The following is a 15065-nucleotide window of genomic DNA, read 5'->3' on the forward strand; positions in this document are numbered from 1 at the left end:
ACCCGCACCATGGGTCCGCGCGCGCGCGTTGACATATGGTCGAGCACAGCCTGCGTGCACGAGCACGCCCCTGCATGACGAGAGCACTGCCCATCCGGGTGGTGCTCTTCGTGGTTCCAGGGGTGTGAACAGGTCGTCCTCACCCGTTCGCGTCGTCGGTCCGACGCACCCGCAGCGCCTGGAAGCCGTCCAGGCACGTCGGAAGGGAACCCATGCGCACTCTCGTCCTCAACGCCGGTTACGAGCCCCTCGCGGTGATCTCGTTCCGACGAGCCCTCGTGCTGGTCATGAACCAGAAGGCCGCCATCGTCGCCGCCGACGTCGAACACCCGGTGACCGGGTCGACGTCGAGCTACGACCGTCCGTCCGTCATCATCCTCACCCGCTACGTGCGCATCCCGCACTCCAGGCTCGTGCCGGTGTCCCGTCGCGGTGTGCTGCGTCGGGACGGCAACCACTGTGCCTACTGCGGCCGGCACGCCACCACGATCGACCACGTGCAGCCGCGGTCGCGCGGTGGGCAGGACTCGTGGGAGAACCTCGTCGCCTGCTGCCTGGCCTGCAACAACACCAAGGGTGACCGCACCCCGCAGGAGATGGGTTGGCGCCTCCGGTTCCCGCCGAAGGTGCCGCACGGGTCCTCGTGGGTCGTGCGCGGCATCGAGCGTCCGCAGGCGGAGTGGGACGAGTACCTCGTGGCCGCGTAGCGGCCGTCGGTCCGCACCACCAGACGGACTGGAGGCCCGTGGCGACGCCGCCACGGGCCTCCAGTCCGACGGTCGCACCGCGACTCCCGGCACCGCCGCGGGCGTCCTCGCCTGTCCGGACAGGTGCCCGCCGAGTTCACGCGCCGTCCACGCCACGTGCACCGGGACGGAACCCCGCCCCACCGCTGACCTGCGACAGTTGCGGCATCCGCGCCGGACCGGCACTCCGCGCCGCCCGAAAGGTCTTCATGCCCCGCTCCGCACACACCGCACTCGACGCTGAGACGGACCACCAGCCGCTGACCGAACGGTACGACGTCGTCGTGGTCGGCGCGGGCATCGTCGGGCTCGGCATGGCCTACGAGGCGCTCCTGCAGGGCGCCCGGGTCGCGGTGGTTGATCGTGCGGGCGCGGTCGTGGGGGCGAGCGTCCGGAACTTCGGTCACGCCTGCGTCACCCCGCAGACCGGGGAGGCGGCCGGGTACGCCCAGGAAGCACGCCGCCGCTGGCTCGCACTCGCGCAGCTCGCCGGGTTCACGGCCCGCGAACGCGGTGCCCACGTCGTCGCCCGTCGTCCCGAGGAGCTGGCGGTGCTCGAGGAGTACCGCGACTCCGGCGCGGACCTGCGGCTGGCCGACGCGGCCGAGATCGCAGCGGCGGTGCCGGTCGCCCCCGGCTCGGCCCTCGGCGGCGCGCACCTCGCGCACGACCTGCAGGTCGACCCCCGGGAGGCGGCACCCGCGATCGCGCGCTGGCTCGCCGGGCAGGGGGTCACCTTCCACTGGCGCACCCCCGCGCTCGAGGTCACCACCGGCGCCGTCCGCACCGGTCGCGGCGTCGTGGAGGGCACCCGGATCGTCGTCTGCACCAACCACGACCTCGACCAGCTCTTCCCGGAGCTCGCCGAGTCGATCGGCCTGGTCCGCTGCCGGCTCCACATGCTGCGTGCGACGATCCCGCTCGCCTTCCCGCTCGCCACACCGCTGCTGACCGGATGGTCGCTGCTGCGCTACTCGGGGTTCGCCGCGATGCCCGGAGCGGGTGCCTTGCGGGACCGGCTCACCGCCGACCTGCCCGAGGGGATCCGCTGGGACCTCAACCAGATGTACACGTCACCGCCGGACGGCAGCGTCATCGTCGGGGACACCCACGAGCGCGGGGTCGACGCGCCGCCGTTCCAGGACGAGGACGGCTTCCGGCTGCTCGTCACCGAGACCGAGCGGCTGTTCGGTGCGCCGGTCTCGGTGGTCGACCGGTGGCAGGGCGTCTACGCATCGGCGCCGGGGCGGGAGTTCCTCATCGACCAGCCGGTCCCCGGGGTCGACGTCGTGACGGTCACCACGGGCATCGGCATGACGACCGGCCTCGGCATCGCGCCGACGGTCCTCGGCTGAGGGAGACCGTCAGTCGCGGAGCCCCGGCCACGCGGCGAACGGTGCGACCCCGGCGGCTTCCGGCACCGGTGAGGTCGTCACGCGGTCGTCACACCGTGGCAGCTGCGTCGTCGACCTCGGCGAGCACCGACGGCAGCTCGGCGACAGAGTCGAGGACGTGGGTGTGCTGGACGGTCGCGAAGTCGGCGTCCTGATGCGTGCCGGTCCGCACGCCCGCCACGACGGAGGCGCCGGCGCGGTGTCCCGTGAGCAGGTCGGCGACGGTGTCCCCGACGACTGCCACGTCACGGACGTCGTCCGTGCCGGTCCGGAGCACGGCGGTGAGCACCATGTCCGGGTACGGGCGCCCGCGCCCGGCGTCGGCGGGCGAGAGCGCGAGGTCGACCAGCGGCCGCCAGCCGAGCAGGTCGAGCACCGCGTCGCGCGTCGCCGGCGAGAAACCGGTGGTCAGCGCGATCCGTCGCCCCGCTGCGCGGAGGGCGACGAGCGTCTCGACGGCGCCGTCCACCGGCCGCACGCCGCGGTCGAGGGTTCGTGCGTAGGCGCGCTCGAAGGCGGTGTTCGCGGCCTCGGCGCGGACACCGTCACCGTCGAACAGTGCCGTGAAGACGGCGATCTTCGACTGGCCCATGGTGTCGACCGCGTACTGCACGGCGCGGTCGTGCTCCGTGCTCCCGCGCTCGAGGCCGACGTCGGTGAGCGCGGTGCGGAAGGCGTCGAGGACGACGCCACCGTCGTCGACGGTGGTTCCTGCCATGTCGAGGCAGACGAGCGAGATCATGGGACTCCTGGGTACGTGCCGTCACGCCGGGACCGGCGCGGTCCGACCAGCGTCGACGCACCCCGTTGCGGGCAGAGGATGCGCGGGTGTCCGCCAGGTGAACGCCGCCGGGAGGCTCGTCACGGCCTGTGCGGACATGCAGTCGGTCCGCCAGGGGGAGCGGCTCCGGTCCGCGCTCGCCGATCTGCGTCGGTGGCGCTGAGTAGCGTCGGCCGCATGGGCGAGACACCGCACATCGACGACGCGACCATCGACGACCTGCGCGCGCGGCTGCGCGCCACGCGCTGGCCGGACGCACCCGCCGGGGTCGGCTGGTCGCTCGGCGTGGACCTCGACGTCCTGCGCCCGCTCGTCGAGTACTGGGCCGACGGGTTCGACTCCGACGCGCACCGCGCCGAGCTCGCCGCGCTGCCCTCGCGCCGTGTCATCGTCGACGGCATCGGCATCCACGTCCTGCACGCCCGTGCTCCGCAGCCCGACGCCCTGCCGGTCCTGCTCGCGCACGGCTGGCCGGACTCCGGCTGGCGGTACCGCAAGGTGCTGCCGATGCTCGTCGCCGCCGGGTACGACGTCGTCGTGCCGGACATGCCCGGGTACGGCTTCTCGGATGCGCCGCCGCAGGTGCTCGACGCCCGGCAGGTGGCCGGCATGTGGGCGACGCTGATGACGGACCTGGGGTACGAGCGGTTCGCGGTGTCCGGTGGCGACATCGGCACACACGTCGCCCGCTACCTGGCGCTCGACCACCCCGACCGGGTCGTCGCCGTGCACCGCATCGACGGCGGGCTCGCCTGGCCGGGGCTCGACCCGTCGACGCTGTCCGGGGCCGAGCAGGAGTTCGTTGCCGCGACCGATCGGTGGCGCACCGCCGAGGGCGCCTACGCCATGCTGCACCGGACGAAGCCGCAGACCGCCGCCGTGGGGCTGAACGACTCACCCGCGGGTCTCGCTGCCTGGATCGTCGAGAAGCTCCGGGCGTGGAGCGACTGCGCCGGGGACCTGTGGTCGGTCTACACGCGCGATGAGGTCCTGGCGCTGCTCACCGAGTACTGGGCCACCGCCACGATCGGCTCAGCGATGCGGATGTACCACGCGAACGCGGCGATCCCGGCGGAGCAGCTGGAACGACGGGTCGAGGTGCCGTCCGGGTTCTCGATCTTCCCCGGCGACATCGTGCGGGCGCCGCGGGAGTGGCTCGAGCGCACCACGAACCTCGTGTTCCACCACGAACTCGACCGCGGCGGGCACTTCGCGCCGTTCGAGCAGCCCGACCTGTTCGTCGACGAACTGCACGCGTTCCTGGGGCCCTTCCGCCGCTAGAGTGGACGGGCCAGCCTCTGTAGCTCAATGGAAGAGCAGTTCCGTCCTAAGGAAACGGTTGGGGGTTCGAGTCCCTCCAGGGGCACACCAGCAGGTCGAAGGGGTTCGAGTCCCTGCAGTGCCGTCCCGGGGCACCAGCAGGTCGGAGGGGTTCGAGTCCCTGCAGTGCCGTCCAGGGGCACCAGCAGGATTCAGTGTCTCGGTGTCGCTCAGTGCCTCGGCGTCGCGAGGTTGACGGCGTTCACGAGGAACGAGGTCCGGGTCGCGATCGTGTACTTCACGGCATCGCTCACCCCGGTCGGATCGCTCGAGAACGCGTCGAGGTCGGACTCCGCGATCCCGGTGAGCGACGCGATGTTCGCGACCGTCAGCCCGGAGACCTGCGTGAGCCCCTCGAGGATGCCGCGGACGCGGTCGTCGTCGGTCACGCTCCGAGCAGCGGCCAGCATGGCTGCGAAGACGGCGAGTCGCTGCGATTCGTCGGGAGTCAGCCCAACCCCGAGGGCGGTCAGACCCTGGTGCTCGGTTCCTGGTCCGTCCAGGTACGCGGAGAGCGTGGACTCCGAGATCCCGGTCATCTGCGCGATCGCGTCGGGTGCGACGGAACCGTGCTCGATCAGCGCGCGGAGTTCCGCCCGAACGACGAGGGCTTCGGCAGTCATCTCGTTCCCTTCCTGGTGTGACGGCGGGTCAGGTGGCAGGTCAGTTCTCCACAACCGTCGCCCCGGACGGTAGTCGACCCCGCTGGCCCCGTACGATTGACCCCGTGTCCAAGGTCCTGAGCAGTCTCCCCGTCGGCGAACGAGTCGGCATCGCGTTCTCAGGGGGTCTCGACACCTCCTGCGCCGTTGCCTGGATGCGCGAGAAGGGAGCGATCCCCTGCACGTACACGGCCGACATCGGCCAGTACGACGAGCCGGACATCGACGCCGTCCCGAGCCGCGCCCACGAGTACGGCGCCGAGATCGCCCGACTGGTCGACGCGAAGAGCGCCCTGGTCGAAGAGGGCCTGGTCGCCCTGCAGACCGGCGCGTTCCACATCCGCTCCGGTGGCAAGACGTACTTCAACACGACGCCGCTCGGCCGCGCGGTGACGGGCACGATGCTCGTCCGCGCGATGAAGGAAGACGGCGTCGACATCTGGGGCGACGGCTCCACCTACAAGGGCAACGACATCGAGCGGTTCTACCGCTACGGCCTGATGGCCAACCCGCGTCTGCGCGTCTACAAGCCGTGGCTCGACTCCGAGTTCGTCGAGGAGCTCGGCGGCCGCAAGGAGATGAGCGAGTGGCTCGTCGCCCGGGGGTTCCCGTACCGCGACTCCACCGAGAAGGCGTACTCGACCGACGCGAACATCTGGGGCGCGACGCACGAGGCGAAGAGCCTCGAAGAGCTGTCGAGCGGCCTGGACATCGTCGAGCCGATCATGGGCGTCGCCGCCTGGCGTGACGACGTGGAGGTCGCGACCGAGATCGTCAGCGTCCGGTTCGAGGCCGGTCGCCCCGTCGCGATCAACGGCGTCGAGTACACGGACGCGGTCGCCCTGGTCTACGAGGCGAACGCCATCGGTGGCCGCCACGGCCTGGGTGCGTCCGACCAGATCGAGAACCGCATCATCGAAGCGAAGAGCCGTGGCATCTACGAGGCTCCGGGCATGGCGCTGCTGCACATCGCCTACGAGCGCCTGCTCAACGCGATCCACAACGAGGACACGGTCGCCTCGTACCACAACGAGGGTCGCCGTCTCGGTCGCCTGATGTACGAGGGCCGCTGGCTCGACCCGCAGTCCCTCATGCTCCGCGAGTCGCTGCAGCGCTGGGTCGCCTCCGCCGTCACCGGCGAGGTCACGCTGCGCCTGCGTCGCGGCGACGACTACACGATCCTCGACACCACGGGCCCCGCGCTGTCGTACCACCCGGACAAGCTGTCGATGGAGCGCGTCGGCGACGCCGCCTTCGGCCCGGACGACCGCATCGGCCAGCTCACCATGCGCAACCTCGACATCGCGGACTCCCGTTCGCGGCTCGAGCAGTACGCTGCCGCCGGCCTCATCGGTGGCGCGACGGCCGAGCTCGTCGGCGAGCTCGAGGCGGGCGAGGCCGAGGAGATCCTCGGCGGCGCGATCGTCGCCTCCGACGCCGAGGACGCGATGGGTCGTCGCACGGACCTCGCCTCCGAGGGCGCTGCCTTCGACTCCGGCACCGACTGATCGAGCGGACCCGCGCCCTGGGCGCGACCCCCTGATGACGGGAGGCCCGGTGCCAGCTGGCACCGAGCCTCCCGTCCGTCGTCGCGACGTCTCAGGCCGCGGTGCTCCCGAGCAGCAGTTCGAGCTGCTCGACGACCAGCTCGGGCCGGGTGATGAAGGGATGGTGCCCGCTGGGGACGTCGACGCTCCGCGTCGCCCGTGCCGCGTGCGCTCGCTGGAGGCCGACGGTGGTGCTCCGGTCCTCGGTGCAGACCAGGTAGGTCGAGTCGACGCCCTGCCAGCCCGCCGCGGTGGTCGGCGTGACGAACGCGGCAGCGGACTGTGCGGTGACACGGTCCCACGCAGCTCGCTGCACCTCCGGGTCGGCGTCCTGCAGGAACCGCGCGCCGAACGATGAGGCGTCGTACCCGACCACTGCCAGGGCTCCGTCCCCGGCATCACCGATCGCCACCGGATCGGGCTCGTCCGACATGATCCCGGCCTGGGCCGATCCGACGTCGGGCAGGTAGGACGACGCGTAGACCAGGTGCTCGACGGCATCGTGCGGGCCGGCCTCGGCGATGACCGTGCCACCGTACGAGTGCCCGACGACGATCGCGCCGTCGCTGCGGTCGAGCGCGGCCCGGAGCGCTGCCGCGTCCTCGGCGAGCCCGCCTTCGGGGCGGCCGGACGGGCCCTCGCCGCAGGACGGCAGCGCCACCGATCGACTGCGGACACCGGTGCGGTCGAACAACAGGTCGGCGGTGGGTTGCCACCACCAGTCGCCGTCGCGGACGAGCGCGCCGTGGACGAAGAGGATCTCCATGGGCCGACGCTACAGCGCACTCGCCTCGCCGGTCCGCCGCGTCCGTCAGCCGCGAAACGCATCCGCCTCGACGGCGCTCCGGCGCGACCGTATCGTTGCGGTACCGGGTCAGTCATCAGGGACTCGTCGTCACGATGCTCCTCACGATCTGTGAGGTCTGGCACAGCGGGTCGACCCGGACGGATCCGAGATGCGCATCATCTCGACGAAGGGCTGGTCGCCATGACCGCCACCATCCAGAACGCCTGGCACCGCCACGGCCTCCGCTCGCCCGAAGACCTCGCCGCCCTCGTCGCCGAACGCCTCGAAGGAACCGGCCACCAGCTCGTCAGCGTCAGTGAAGCGCGCTACGAGCCCACCTACGCGGACTTCCTCGGCGAGCAGCTCTGACCCCCAGCGGGCTGCCGCTCGACCGTCGGTAGAGTCTGCGCATGCGCACAGCTCGAACCACGGCGGCGGCACTGGCGATCGTCGCGGCGGGACTGCTGACGCTCGTCGGTGTCCAGCCCGCGTCGGCCCACTCGGCCCTGACCAGCAGTACCCCGGCGGACGGGGCGGTCGTCACCGAACCGCTCGAGTCCGTCGACCTGACCTTCTCCGAGGCACCGCTCGCCGGCCTCGACGCCGGACTCCGGATCCAGGTGACGGACGCCTCCGGTGCCGACGTCGCCACGGGTGACGTGACGGTCTCCGGAACGACCATGCGCCGCGCGGTCGACCTCGACCAGGGCCGCTACACGGTGCTCTGGCGGTACGTGTCGCCGGACGGCCACCCGATCGAGGGCACGCTCGCGTTCGAGTACCGGGCCGCAGCGCCCGTGTCGACCCCGAGCGCGAGCGTCACCCCGACCCCGACGGCGAGCACCGCTCCCACGTCGAGTGCCACCGCGACGGCCACCGGAGCCTCGGACGGTGCTCCGTCCTCGTCGCCGGGCATCGCGCCGGGCGTGTGGATCGGCCTCGGCGCCGGAGCCGTCCTGGTGGCCGGCGCGGTCGTCGTGCTGCTGCTGCGGCGCGGCCGCAGCGCGTAGCGCGCGCGTCGCCGCGACGCGCGCTTCGTGAGCAGAAGCGGTCGGGTCGCACGCGCGCACCCGACCATTCCTGCTCACGCAGCGAGCCCACGCAGCGCAGGCGGCGCACGGAACGTGACCACGCGACGGACGGGAGGCCCGGTGCCAGACCGGCACCGGGCCTCCCGTCCGCACGTGGTGCGTGACGCCGGGGGCGACGCGCCTCACGCCACGGGGGCGGCCTCCAGCGCGGCGTCGGCGCGTGCCGCGCTGCCCTCGGCCAGGCCGCGGGCGATGCGGCCCCGCGTCGCCAGCCAGAGGACGACGGCGGCGACGAACACGATGCCCTCGGTGACGGTGAGCGCCCAGATGATCCCGGCGAGCCCGAACCACACGTTGCCGGCGATCACGATCGGGATGAACAGCACGCCCTGCGCCATCGACAGCACCATCGCGGGCATGACCATCCCGGTCGCCTGGAACAGCGAGGTGAGCAGCCCCGTGAACCCGTTGACGACGGCGGCGACGAGCTGTGCCGTCAGGATCGTCATGCCGATCGCGAGCACGGAGTGGTCACCGGAGAAGATCGTGAAGACCTGCTCGCGGAACACGAACACGGTGCCGGAGAAGACGAGCACGATGCCGCCGACGGTCAGGGCCGCAGCGCGCAGGCCGGAGCGCAGTCGAGCTGCGTCACCCGCTCCGAACGCGTAGGCGAGCAGCGGCAGCACGCCGATGGTCACGCCCATCACCAGGAACTCCGGCACCTGGGCGATGCGGACCGCGACGCCCATCGCTGCCAGCGGGTCGTCACCGTAGGCGGCGGCGAGGTTGTTGAGGACGAGTGTGGTGACGATGAGGAACGCGGACTGCAGCAGCTCGCCGACGCCGATGCCGAACACGGGCTTCAGGATGTCCGCACGCAGGGTGAACCACTTCGGCGCGAAGCTGACGTTCTCGCTGTTCCGCTGCAGCCACGTCACCCAGTAGGCGATCGACACCACGTTGGCCAGGCCCACCGCGAGTGCGGCGCCGCCGACGCCCCAGTGCAGCCCCAGGATGAACAGGACGTCGAACACCAGGTTGCCGACCGTGGACAGGACCAGGCCGATCATCGCCTGCCTCGCGGCGCCTTCCGAGCGGACGATCTGCTCGAGCGCGAAGGACGCGGCGAGGACGGGGACGAACGCGAGCATCACGGCGACGTACTCGCTCGTGGCGGGTACGGCTGCCGCGTCGGCACCGAGGACGGCGACGAGTGGGCGGAGCAGCAGGAGTCCGACGACGCCGAGCACGGCGCCGGTCACGACGGCTCCCCACAGGGCGAACGAGGCGACGTGCTTGATGTCCCGCGCCTTGTCGGGATCGTGTTCCGAGGCGCCGAGCAGCCGGGACATCAACGCGCTGCCGCCGACGCCGAACACCCCGCCCACGGCCATCACGAGGCCGAGCAGCGGCGTGCCGAAGGTGATCGCGGCGAGCAGGGACGTGTCGTGCTGGGCACCGATGAAGCCCGCGTTGATGACGTTGTACAGGGCGCTGACGACCATCGCGGCGGCCATCGGCACGCACAGGTGCACCAGGGCTCGGGCGATCGGGGCAGCGGAGAGGTACCAGCGGTTCGTCGCCGCAGCGGTGGTGGTGGTGGAGGACATGACGGTTCCCTTCCGGGCATGACGGTGGGCGCGCCGACGGACGCCGGCACGGCAGGGGGGAGCGCGCGACTGGTGGGGTCGCGGGATCGCAGGGTCGCGGGTCGGGAAGGCGCGGGATCGCGGGGTCGCGAGGGCGCGCCGGCGGATCCGGCCGGGAGGCGCGTGGTGCGTGAGCGGGTCGGTGCGGTGGCGCGGGTGGTGCGCTGGTGCGCGTGGCGCCGGTGGTGCGGTGGTTCGGCTAGCGGGTCGGCGGCGCGAGTTCCGCGGTCACCTTCTGCAGCAATCGCCGTAGGGTTCCGCGTTCGTCCTCGTCGAGGGGTGCGAGCAGGGAGTCGTCGAGGGCGACCATCGCGTCGGTGAACCCGGCGATGAGGTCGATGCCCGCCTGGGTGGCGTGCACCGTCTTCGTCCGCCCGTTCGTGGCGTCCGGTCGTCGTTCGATCAGGCCACGCCGCTCGAGCCCCTGCAGGAGACTCGAGACGCTGGCCGCGCTGGTCCGGGTGGCCTCGGCGACGTCCCGCTGGATGGCGCCGGGGTGTTCCTGCAGGTACCCGAGCACGAAGGACTGCTCGTGGGTGAGGTCGCGTTCACGGACCCACTCCTCGGCGCCCTTGCGCTGTGCCCATCCGATCCACCGCATGAGCTGGAGCGGTGTCGTGAAGTCCGGTGCCTGCATGATCAGGACTCTAACTGTTAGCCATCGAACTGTCAACGAAGGCAGTCCCGGTCATGACCCCACAACGGGGGTGTCGAGCCCTGCCCGGACCCTGATACCTTCCACAGGAAGCGGCCTCACCAGCCGCCCTCGGCCCGTTCGACGGGCCCCACATCCCCTGGCTCACCACCGGGGGCGGATCAGCGGCGGAGACCCCGTCGGGGGAGGAGGCACCGTGCCACACCACGGACCACCCACCGCGATCCCGGCGCGACGGGTTCGTCGCGCCTGACCAGGACGGGCGCCGGCGGGTACCGGCGTCCGCCTCACCGGGTCCGCGACGCGTTCGGGTCGTCGCGGATCCCCGGGGCGGTGGTGATCGGGTCACCGCCGCCCCGGGACCTCCCGGTCGATCCGATGGACGTCTTCGGGAACCCGCCGGTCCACGGAGCCGGATCGGCGTGATACTGGGGTGGTGCGTGAACTCCAAGCCGCCATCGCAGCGGACCTCAACGTCCAGCCGACCATCGACCCGGAGCAGGAGGTCGCCCGTCGTGTCGGGTTCCTGCGTGACTACCTGCTGACGACCGGGGCGAAGGGGTACCTCCTCGCCATCAGTGGGGGGCAGGACTCCACCCTGGCCGGCCGCCTGACCCAGCTCGCGGTCGAGTCGCTCCGCGCCGAGGGGCACCCGGCCGAGTTCACGACCGTGCGCATGCCCTACCGCGTGCAGGCCGACGAGGACGACGCCCAGCTCGCCCTGCAGTTCATCGCGGCCGCCCCGGGCGTCACCGTGAACATCGAGCACGGGGTCGACGGGGTCATGCAGGACACCGCGGCCTCGGGCGTCGAGCTGAGCGACTTCGTCAAGGGCAACGTCAAGGCGCGCATGCGCATGGTCGCCCAGTACGCGATCGCCGGGCAGCGCGGCCTGCTGGTGGTCGGCACGGACCACGCGGCCGAGGCCGTCACGGGCTTCTTCACCAAGTACGGCGACGGCGGCGTCGACCTCACCCCGCTCACCGGGCTCTCGAAGAGCCAGGGGCGGCAGCTGCTCGAGCACCTCGGCGCACCCGCCCGCCTGTACGAGAAGGCGCCCACCGCCGACCTGCTCGACGAGCTGCCCGGGCAGACCGACGAGGCGAACCTCGGGCTCACCTACGCCGAGATCGACGCCTACCTGCAGGGCCACGACGTGCCGGTCGAGGTCGCCGAGGCGATCGAGTCGCGCTACCGCGCGACGGAGCACAAGCGCCAGGTGCCGGCGACGCCCTTCGACGACTGGTGGCGAGCGGGCGCGTAGGCGCTGACGCAACCCCGGCCGGGAGGCGCGGTGCAGGTGATCCTGCACCGCGCCTCCAGCCTGTTGTCCCCAACCCTTCCCAGCGCGCCCCGGCTGTCCGCGTGCGCTCCTAGGATGGGAGCCAACGGAACAACAGATGCGGAATCCAGGCTGACGCCTGGTCCGGAGGGGGAGTCATGGAAGTCCTGTTCGCGCTCGGAGCCGTCCCGCTGATCATCGTGGGGATCATCGTCCTCGCCGTGATCGCGCTGATCTACGCCAAGGTCGTGTACCGCAACGCCGGTGCCGACGAAGCGCTCATCATCACGGGCAAGCGCTCCCGCAAGGTCAAGAACGCCGACGGCACCGAGACCGTCGAGTCCGGCATCAAGGTCGTGCTCGGCGCCGGCGTGCTCGTCCGCCCCTTCTTCGAGAAGGTCGCGAAGCTGTCGCTCAGCTCGCGTGCGATCGACATCAACGTCAACGCGCAGGACTCCCGCGGCGTCACCATCGACGTCGAGGCCGTGGCGCTCGTCAAGGTCGGCGAGGCCGACGCGTCCATCCGGGCGGCAGCGCAGCGGTTCCTCGGCCAGGAGAAGAAGATCGACGACTTCGCGCGCGAGGTCCTGTCCGGCTCGCTCCGTGCCTCGATCGGCGCGACCGACGTCTCGACGATCATCCGGAACCGCGACCAGCTCACCGTCGCGGTCCTCACCGTCGCGCAGGACGCCCTGCACAGCCAGGGTCTCGACGTCGACTCGTTCGAGATCAAGGGCATCTCGGACCGCAACGAGTACATCAGCGACCTCGGTCGTGCCGAGCGTGCACGCGTGCGACTCGAGGCCGAGAACGCCGAGGCCCAGGCCGACCGCGAAGCGCGAGAAGCCCGCGCCACCGCCGACCAGGCGATCGCCGAGGCCGAGAACACCCTGGCCATCCGCCGTGCCGCGCTGCAGCTCGACGCCGACCGTGCGTCCGCCGAAGCCGCTGCCGCCGGCCCGCTCGCCCAGGCGCGTGCGTCCCAGGGCGTCGTCGAGCAGGAGCAGATCACCGCGCAGAAGCGTGCCGAGCTGCGCCGTGCCGAGCTCGAGTCCGAGGTCTCCGCCGTCGCCGAGGCCCAGGCGCGCAAGACCCGCGTCGAGGCCGAAGCCGCCGCCGGGGCCCAGGTCGAGACCGCCCGCGCCCAGGCCGAGGCCCGCCGGATCTCCGCCGAGGCCGTCGCGGCCGAGGCGAAGGCCGAGGCGGACGCCCGCAAGCTCGCCGCCGATGCCTCACGCGCCGAGGGTGAAGCCGCCGCCGACGCGATCCGTGCGAAGGGTCAGGCCGAGGCCGATGCGACCAAGGCGCAGGCCGACGCGCTCGCACAGCACTCCGAGGCCGTCCTGCGGGTCAAGGCGATCGAGACACTGCCGAGCATCGCCCGCGAGCTCGCTGCTCCGATGAGCAACATCGACACACTCACCGTGGTGTCCTCCGACGGCGCCGGTGCACTGTCGAAGAGTGTCGTCAGCCAGTTCAGCGAGGTCGATGCGCTGCTCGGTGCCACCGCGGGGTTCACCCTGAGCGACATCGTGAAGAGCACCACGACGGGTCAGGCGGCTGCCCGTGCCGTCGTGCGCGAGCAGTCCGTGCAACAGGTCGAGCCCACCGAGTAACCGATCGGGTGCCTGCAGCGGGCGCGACGGGGGATCAGCCCTCGTCGTGCCCGTTCTCGTTCTGCGGGTCGCGCTGCTGAGCACCGGCGTCCTCACGCTCGTCCGCGAGCCGCTGCTGCCACACGACACTGCGGGCCGCACCCTCGAGCACGTCGTCGACGCTGCGACCGCTCTGGGCGGCGAGGGCACCGCTGAGTCCGGCGGTCAGGGTGCCGCCTGCAGCGGCGAGTCGCTCGACGACCTCCTCCTGCCGCGGGGTCAGGGGCTCGTCGACCAGTTCGTCGATCGTGTCGCGGATGTTCTGCTCGCTCGCGTCCAGTGCCGCCTCGTCGCCGGACTGCAGGGCTGCTGCTTCTCCGACGACGACGAGACCGAGGCGCGCGGCGTCGTCTTCGGGACGCGGGGTGCGGTGCTCATCAGTCATGCGGTGGACCGTACGCTCCGGTGCGCTGCGCTCCCTGGACAGACGCGTCCCCCGCTCGTGCGGGCGCGCTGTCAGTCGGCCCAGCGCCGGAGCAACCAGTCGGCGGCGGCCACGCCCTCGCGACGCTGGAAGTCGCGGATCGTGGGCATGTTCGGCGGCGCCGGGGGCAGGGCGTGCTCGAAGAACAGCCCGGCGAGCCCGGCCAGCACGGCGTCGATCGTTGTTGCGGGCACCCCGGCGAAGACCGGGTGCGTGGCGAGGTGGTGTTCGACGTCGGCGTCCTCACCGCGGACGAGCGTGTCGAGCAGGTAGGTCAGCGGGTCGAGCCAGTGCGCGCCCACGCTCGCCCAGGGCCAGTCGACCACCCAGACGAGCCCGGCGTCGTCGACGAGCAGGTTGTCCGCGCGGCAGTCGGCGTGCACGAGGTGTTCGCCGTCGACGAGTGCCGCTGCCCCGGACGCTGCGCGGGCGATCGCGGGGCCGGCGTCGAGGACGTGCGGCGGGACGACCTCGGCGACGCGGGCGGCGTCCGCGTCGTCGGCCAGCATCCGGTCCCAGGCGCCGAACTCACCGCGCAGGTCCTCGGCGATGCGGGGGAGCGTCGCCAGCCCACCGGTCGCGGGCGGCAGCGTGTGGAGTGCGTCGAGCACGGCCGTCGTGTCCGATCCGTCGAGGTGCCGGCCCGGGTGCTGGCCCGCGACGTCGTCGAGCACGAGCGCGACCCAGTCGTCGCCGTCGACCGTGGCGTGCAGCGTGTCGAGCAGCCGTGGTGCCTGCACGGTGGTCGGCAGCTGGGCCATGACCTCGGCCTCGCGGCGGTGCAGCTCGAGGGCTGCCTCGTTGCGCGAGCGTGACACGGTCTTCACGAACGCCCGTCGTCCCGCCGCGGTCGTCACCCGGTCGGCGCTGCCGGGAGACCACCCGCTCGCCTGGGACTCGGCGGTCACGACCGGGCCGCCCAGCACCCCCTCCACCTGCTGCCGCAGCGTCGTCGGTACATCGGTCCAGGTGGTTCGCCCCATGCGCCGACGTTACCTGAGAACCCGTACACGAACGTGCACGCTCGGCAACTTTGCGTTGGCAGCAAAGGTGCTTGCGGTGTAAAGTTGCAGAGCCTGCAAGGTTGACACCCGTTCGGGGTCCCGACCAGGCCGACGACCACCACGCC

15 protein-coding genes and 1 tRNA gene are annotated in these 15065 nt (G+C 71.8%); 9 read left to right on the forward strand and 7 right to left on the reverse strand.

All coding sequences use genetic code 11. The features are described from left to right. The first annotated feature begins 212 nt into the window (after positions 1-212). Entirely contained in the window at positions 213-707 is a 495-nt protein-coding gene (locus tag DEJ09_RS14355; RefSeq protein ID WP_027466591.1) for an HNH endonuclease, read from the forward strand. A 248-nt stretch (positions 708-955) separates the two neighbouring features. Next, on the forward strand, positions 956-2101 hold the full coding sequence (locus DEJ09_RS14360) for a TIGR03364 family FAD-dependent oxidoreductase (RefSeq protein ID WP_111089037.1): 1146 nt from the start codon (positions 956-958) through the stop codon (positions 2099-2101). Between the two features lie 88 nt (positions 2102-2189). Here DEJ09_RS14360 and DEJ09_RS14365 read toward each other — a convergent pair whose 3' ends face one another. After that, positions 2190-2882 (reverse strand): HAD family hydrolase, encoded by a 693-nt coding sequence (locus tag DEJ09_RS14365; protein WP_111089038.1) that lies wholly within the window; start codon positions 2880-2882, stop codon positions 2190-2192. A 216-nt stretch (positions 2883-3098) separates the two neighbouring features. Here DEJ09_RS14365 and DEJ09_RS14370 point away from each other — a divergent pair, with 216 nt between their 5' ends. Both DEJ09_RS14370 and DEJ09_RS14375 read left to right on the forward strand, forming a co-directional pair. Continuing rightward, a complete protein-coding gene (locus DEJ09_RS14370; RefSeq protein WP_111089039.1) occupies positions 3099-4202 on the forward strand; it encodes an epoxide hydrolase family protein in 1104 nt (367 codons plus the stop codon). Between the two features lie 13 nt (positions 4203-4215). Further along, positions 4216-4287: transfer RNA gene (locus DEJ09_RS14375), tRNA-Arg, on the forward strand. Positions 4288-4411: 124 nt separating this feature from the next. Here the strand turns inward: DEJ09_RS14375 and DEJ09_RS14380 are convergent. Further along, the gene (locus tag DEJ09_RS14380) at positions 4412-4864 is read right to left on the reverse strand and encodes an HTH domain-containing protein (RefSeq protein ID WP_111089040.1); all 453 of its coding nucleotides are present in this window, start codon (positions 4862-4864) and stop codon (positions 4412-4414) included. Positions 4865-4968: 104 nt separating this feature from the next. On the opposite strand from DEJ09_RS14380, the gene argG reads away from it, so the two are divergent. Next, on the forward strand, positions 4969-6411 hold the full coding sequence (argG, locus tag DEJ09_RS14385) for an argininosuccinate synthase (protein ID WP_042540079.1): 1443 nt from the start codon (positions 4969-4971) through the stop codon (positions 6409-6411). Positions 6412-6502: 91 nt separating this feature from the next. On the opposite strand, the gene DEJ09_RS14390 is transcribed toward argG, so the two are convergent. Then, positions 6503-7216: an alpha/beta hydrolase gene (locus DEJ09_RS14390; RefSeq protein ID WP_111089041.1), complete on the reverse strand. Its 714-nt coding sequence runs from the start codon at positions 7214-7216 to the stop codon at positions 6503-6505. 222 nt (positions 7217-7438) lie between these two features. Between DEJ09_RS14390 and DEJ09_RS18235 the strand changes: the two genes are divergently transcribed. Continuing rightward, positions 7439-7606, forward strand: coding sequence for a hypothetical protein (locus DEJ09_RS18235; RefSeq protein ID WP_155896891.1), 168 nt, complete (start codon positions 7439-7441; stop codon positions 7604-7606). A gap of 41 nt (positions 7607-7647) precedes the next feature. Beyond that, positions 7648-8247: a copper resistance CopC family protein gene (locus DEJ09_RS14395; protein ID WP_111089042.1), complete on the forward strand. Its 600-nt coding sequence runs from the start codon at positions 7648-7650 to the stop codon at positions 8245-8247. 203 nt (positions 8248-8450) lie between these two features. Here the strand turns inward: DEJ09_RS14395 and DEJ09_RS14400 are convergent, their stop codons facing one another. Beyond that, positions 8451-9881, reverse strand: a complete 1431-nt coding sequence (locus tag DEJ09_RS14400) for an MATE family efflux transporter (RefSeq protein ID WP_111089043.1) — start codon at positions 9879-9881, stop codon at positions 8451-8453. Between the two features lie 238 nt (positions 9882-10119). Beyond that, positions 10120-10557 carry a MarR family winged helix-turn-helix transcriptional regulator gene (locus DEJ09_RS14405; protein ID WP_111089044.1) on the reverse strand — a complete coding sequence of 146 codons (438 nt, stop codon included), beginning with the start codon at positions 10555-10557 and terminating at the stop codon, positions 10120-10122. A gap of 454 nt (positions 10558-11011) precedes the next feature. Here DEJ09_RS14405 and nadE point away from each other — a divergent pair, with 454 nt between their 5' ends. Continuing rightward, positions 11012-11839: an ammonia-dependent NAD(+) synthetase gene (gene nadE, locus DEJ09_RS14410; RefSeq protein WP_111089076.1), complete on the forward strand. Its 828-nt coding sequence runs from the start codon at positions 11012-11014 to the stop codon at positions 11837-11839. Between the two features lie 176 nt (positions 11840-12015). Next, a complete protein-coding gene (locus DEJ09_RS14415; RefSeq protein WP_111089045.1) occupies positions 12016-13473 on the forward strand; it encodes an SPFH domain-containing protein in 1458 nt (485 codons plus the stop codon). 34 nt (positions 13474-13507) lie between these two features. On the opposite strand, the gene DEJ09_RS14420 is transcribed toward DEJ09_RS14415, so the two are convergent. Both DEJ09_RS14420 and DEJ09_RS14425 read right to left on the reverse strand, forming a co-directional pair. Next, the gene (locus tag DEJ09_RS14420) at positions 13508-13897 is read right to left on the reverse strand and encodes a hypothetical protein (protein ID WP_071244081.1); all 390 of its coding nucleotides are present in this window, start codon (positions 13895-13897) and stop codon (positions 13508-13510) included. A 71-nt stretch (positions 13898-13968) separates the two neighbouring features. Beyond that, positions 13969-14919: a phosphotransferase family protein gene (locus DEJ09_RS14425; protein ID WP_111089046.1), complete on the reverse strand. Its 951-nt coding sequence runs from the start codon at positions 14917-14919 to the stop codon at positions 13969-13971. Positions 14920-15065 lie beyond the last annotated feature (146 nt).

The sequence above is a fragment of the Curtobacterium sp. MCLR17_055 genome (genome assembly GCF_003234305.1).
GTDB classification, from domain to species: Bacteria; Actinomycetota; Actinomycetes; order Actinomycetales; family Microbacteriaceae; genus Curtobacterium; species Curtobacterium flaccumfaciens.

What these genes read in the sequence shown, in the direction of transcription:
- DEJ09_RS14370 (WP_111089039.1), top strand. Translation starts at nt 3,099, where the DNA reads ATGGGCGAGACACCGCACATCGACGACGCGACCATCGACGACCTGCGC.
- DEJ09_RS14420 (WP_071244081.1), bottom strand. Translation starts at nt 13,897, where the DNA reads ATGACTGATGAGCACCGCACCCCGCGTCCCGAAGACGACGCCGCGCGC.
- DEJ09_RS14390 (WP_111089041.1), bottom strand. Translation starts at nt 7,216, where the DNA reads ATGGAGATCCTCTTCGTCCACGGCGCGCTCGTCCGCGACGGCGACTGG.
- DEJ09_RS14415 (WP_111089045.1), top strand. Translation starts at nt 12,016, where the DNA reads ATGGAAGTCCTGTTCGCGCTCGGAGCCGTCCCGCTGATCATCGTGGGG.
- DEJ09_RS14425 (WP_111089046.1), bottom strand. Translation starts at nt 14,919, where the DNA reads ATGGGGCGAACCACCTGGACCGATGTACCGACGACGCTGCGGCAGCAG.
- DEJ09_RS14355 (WP_027466591.1), top strand. Translation starts at nt 213, where the DNA reads ATGCGCACTCTCGTCCTCAACGCCGGTTACGAGCCCCTCGCGGTGATC.
- DEJ09_RS14365 (WP_111089038.1), bottom strand. Translation starts at nt 2,882, where the DNA reads ATGATCTCGCTCGTCTGCCTCGACATGGCAGGAACCACCGTCGACGAC.
- DEJ09_RS14400 (WP_111089043.1), bottom strand. Translation starts at nt 9,881, where the DNA reads ATGTCCTCCACCACCACCACCGCTGCGGCGACGAACCGCTGGTACCTC.
- DEJ09_RS14395 (WP_111089042.1), top strand. Translation starts at nt 7,648, where the DNA reads ATGCGCACAGCTCGAACCACGGCGGCGGCACTGGCGATCGTCGCGGCG.
- DEJ09_RS14380 (WP_111089040.1), bottom strand. Translation starts at nt 4,864, where the DNA reads ATGACTGCCGAAGCCCTCGTCGTTCGGGCGGAACTCCGCGCGCTGATC.
- DEJ09_RS14360 (WP_111089037.1), top strand. Translation starts at nt 956, where the DNA reads ATGCCCCGCTCCGCACACACCGCACTCGACGCTGAGACGGACCACCAG.
- DEJ09_RS14405 (WP_111089044.1), bottom strand. Translation starts at nt 10,557, where the DNA reads ATGCAGGCACCGGACTTCACGACACCGCTCCAGCTCATGCGGTGGATC.
- DEJ09_RS18235 (WP_155896891.1), top strand. Translation starts at nt 7,439, where the DNA reads ATGACCGCCACCATCCAGAACGCCTGGCACCGCCACGGCCTCCGCTCG.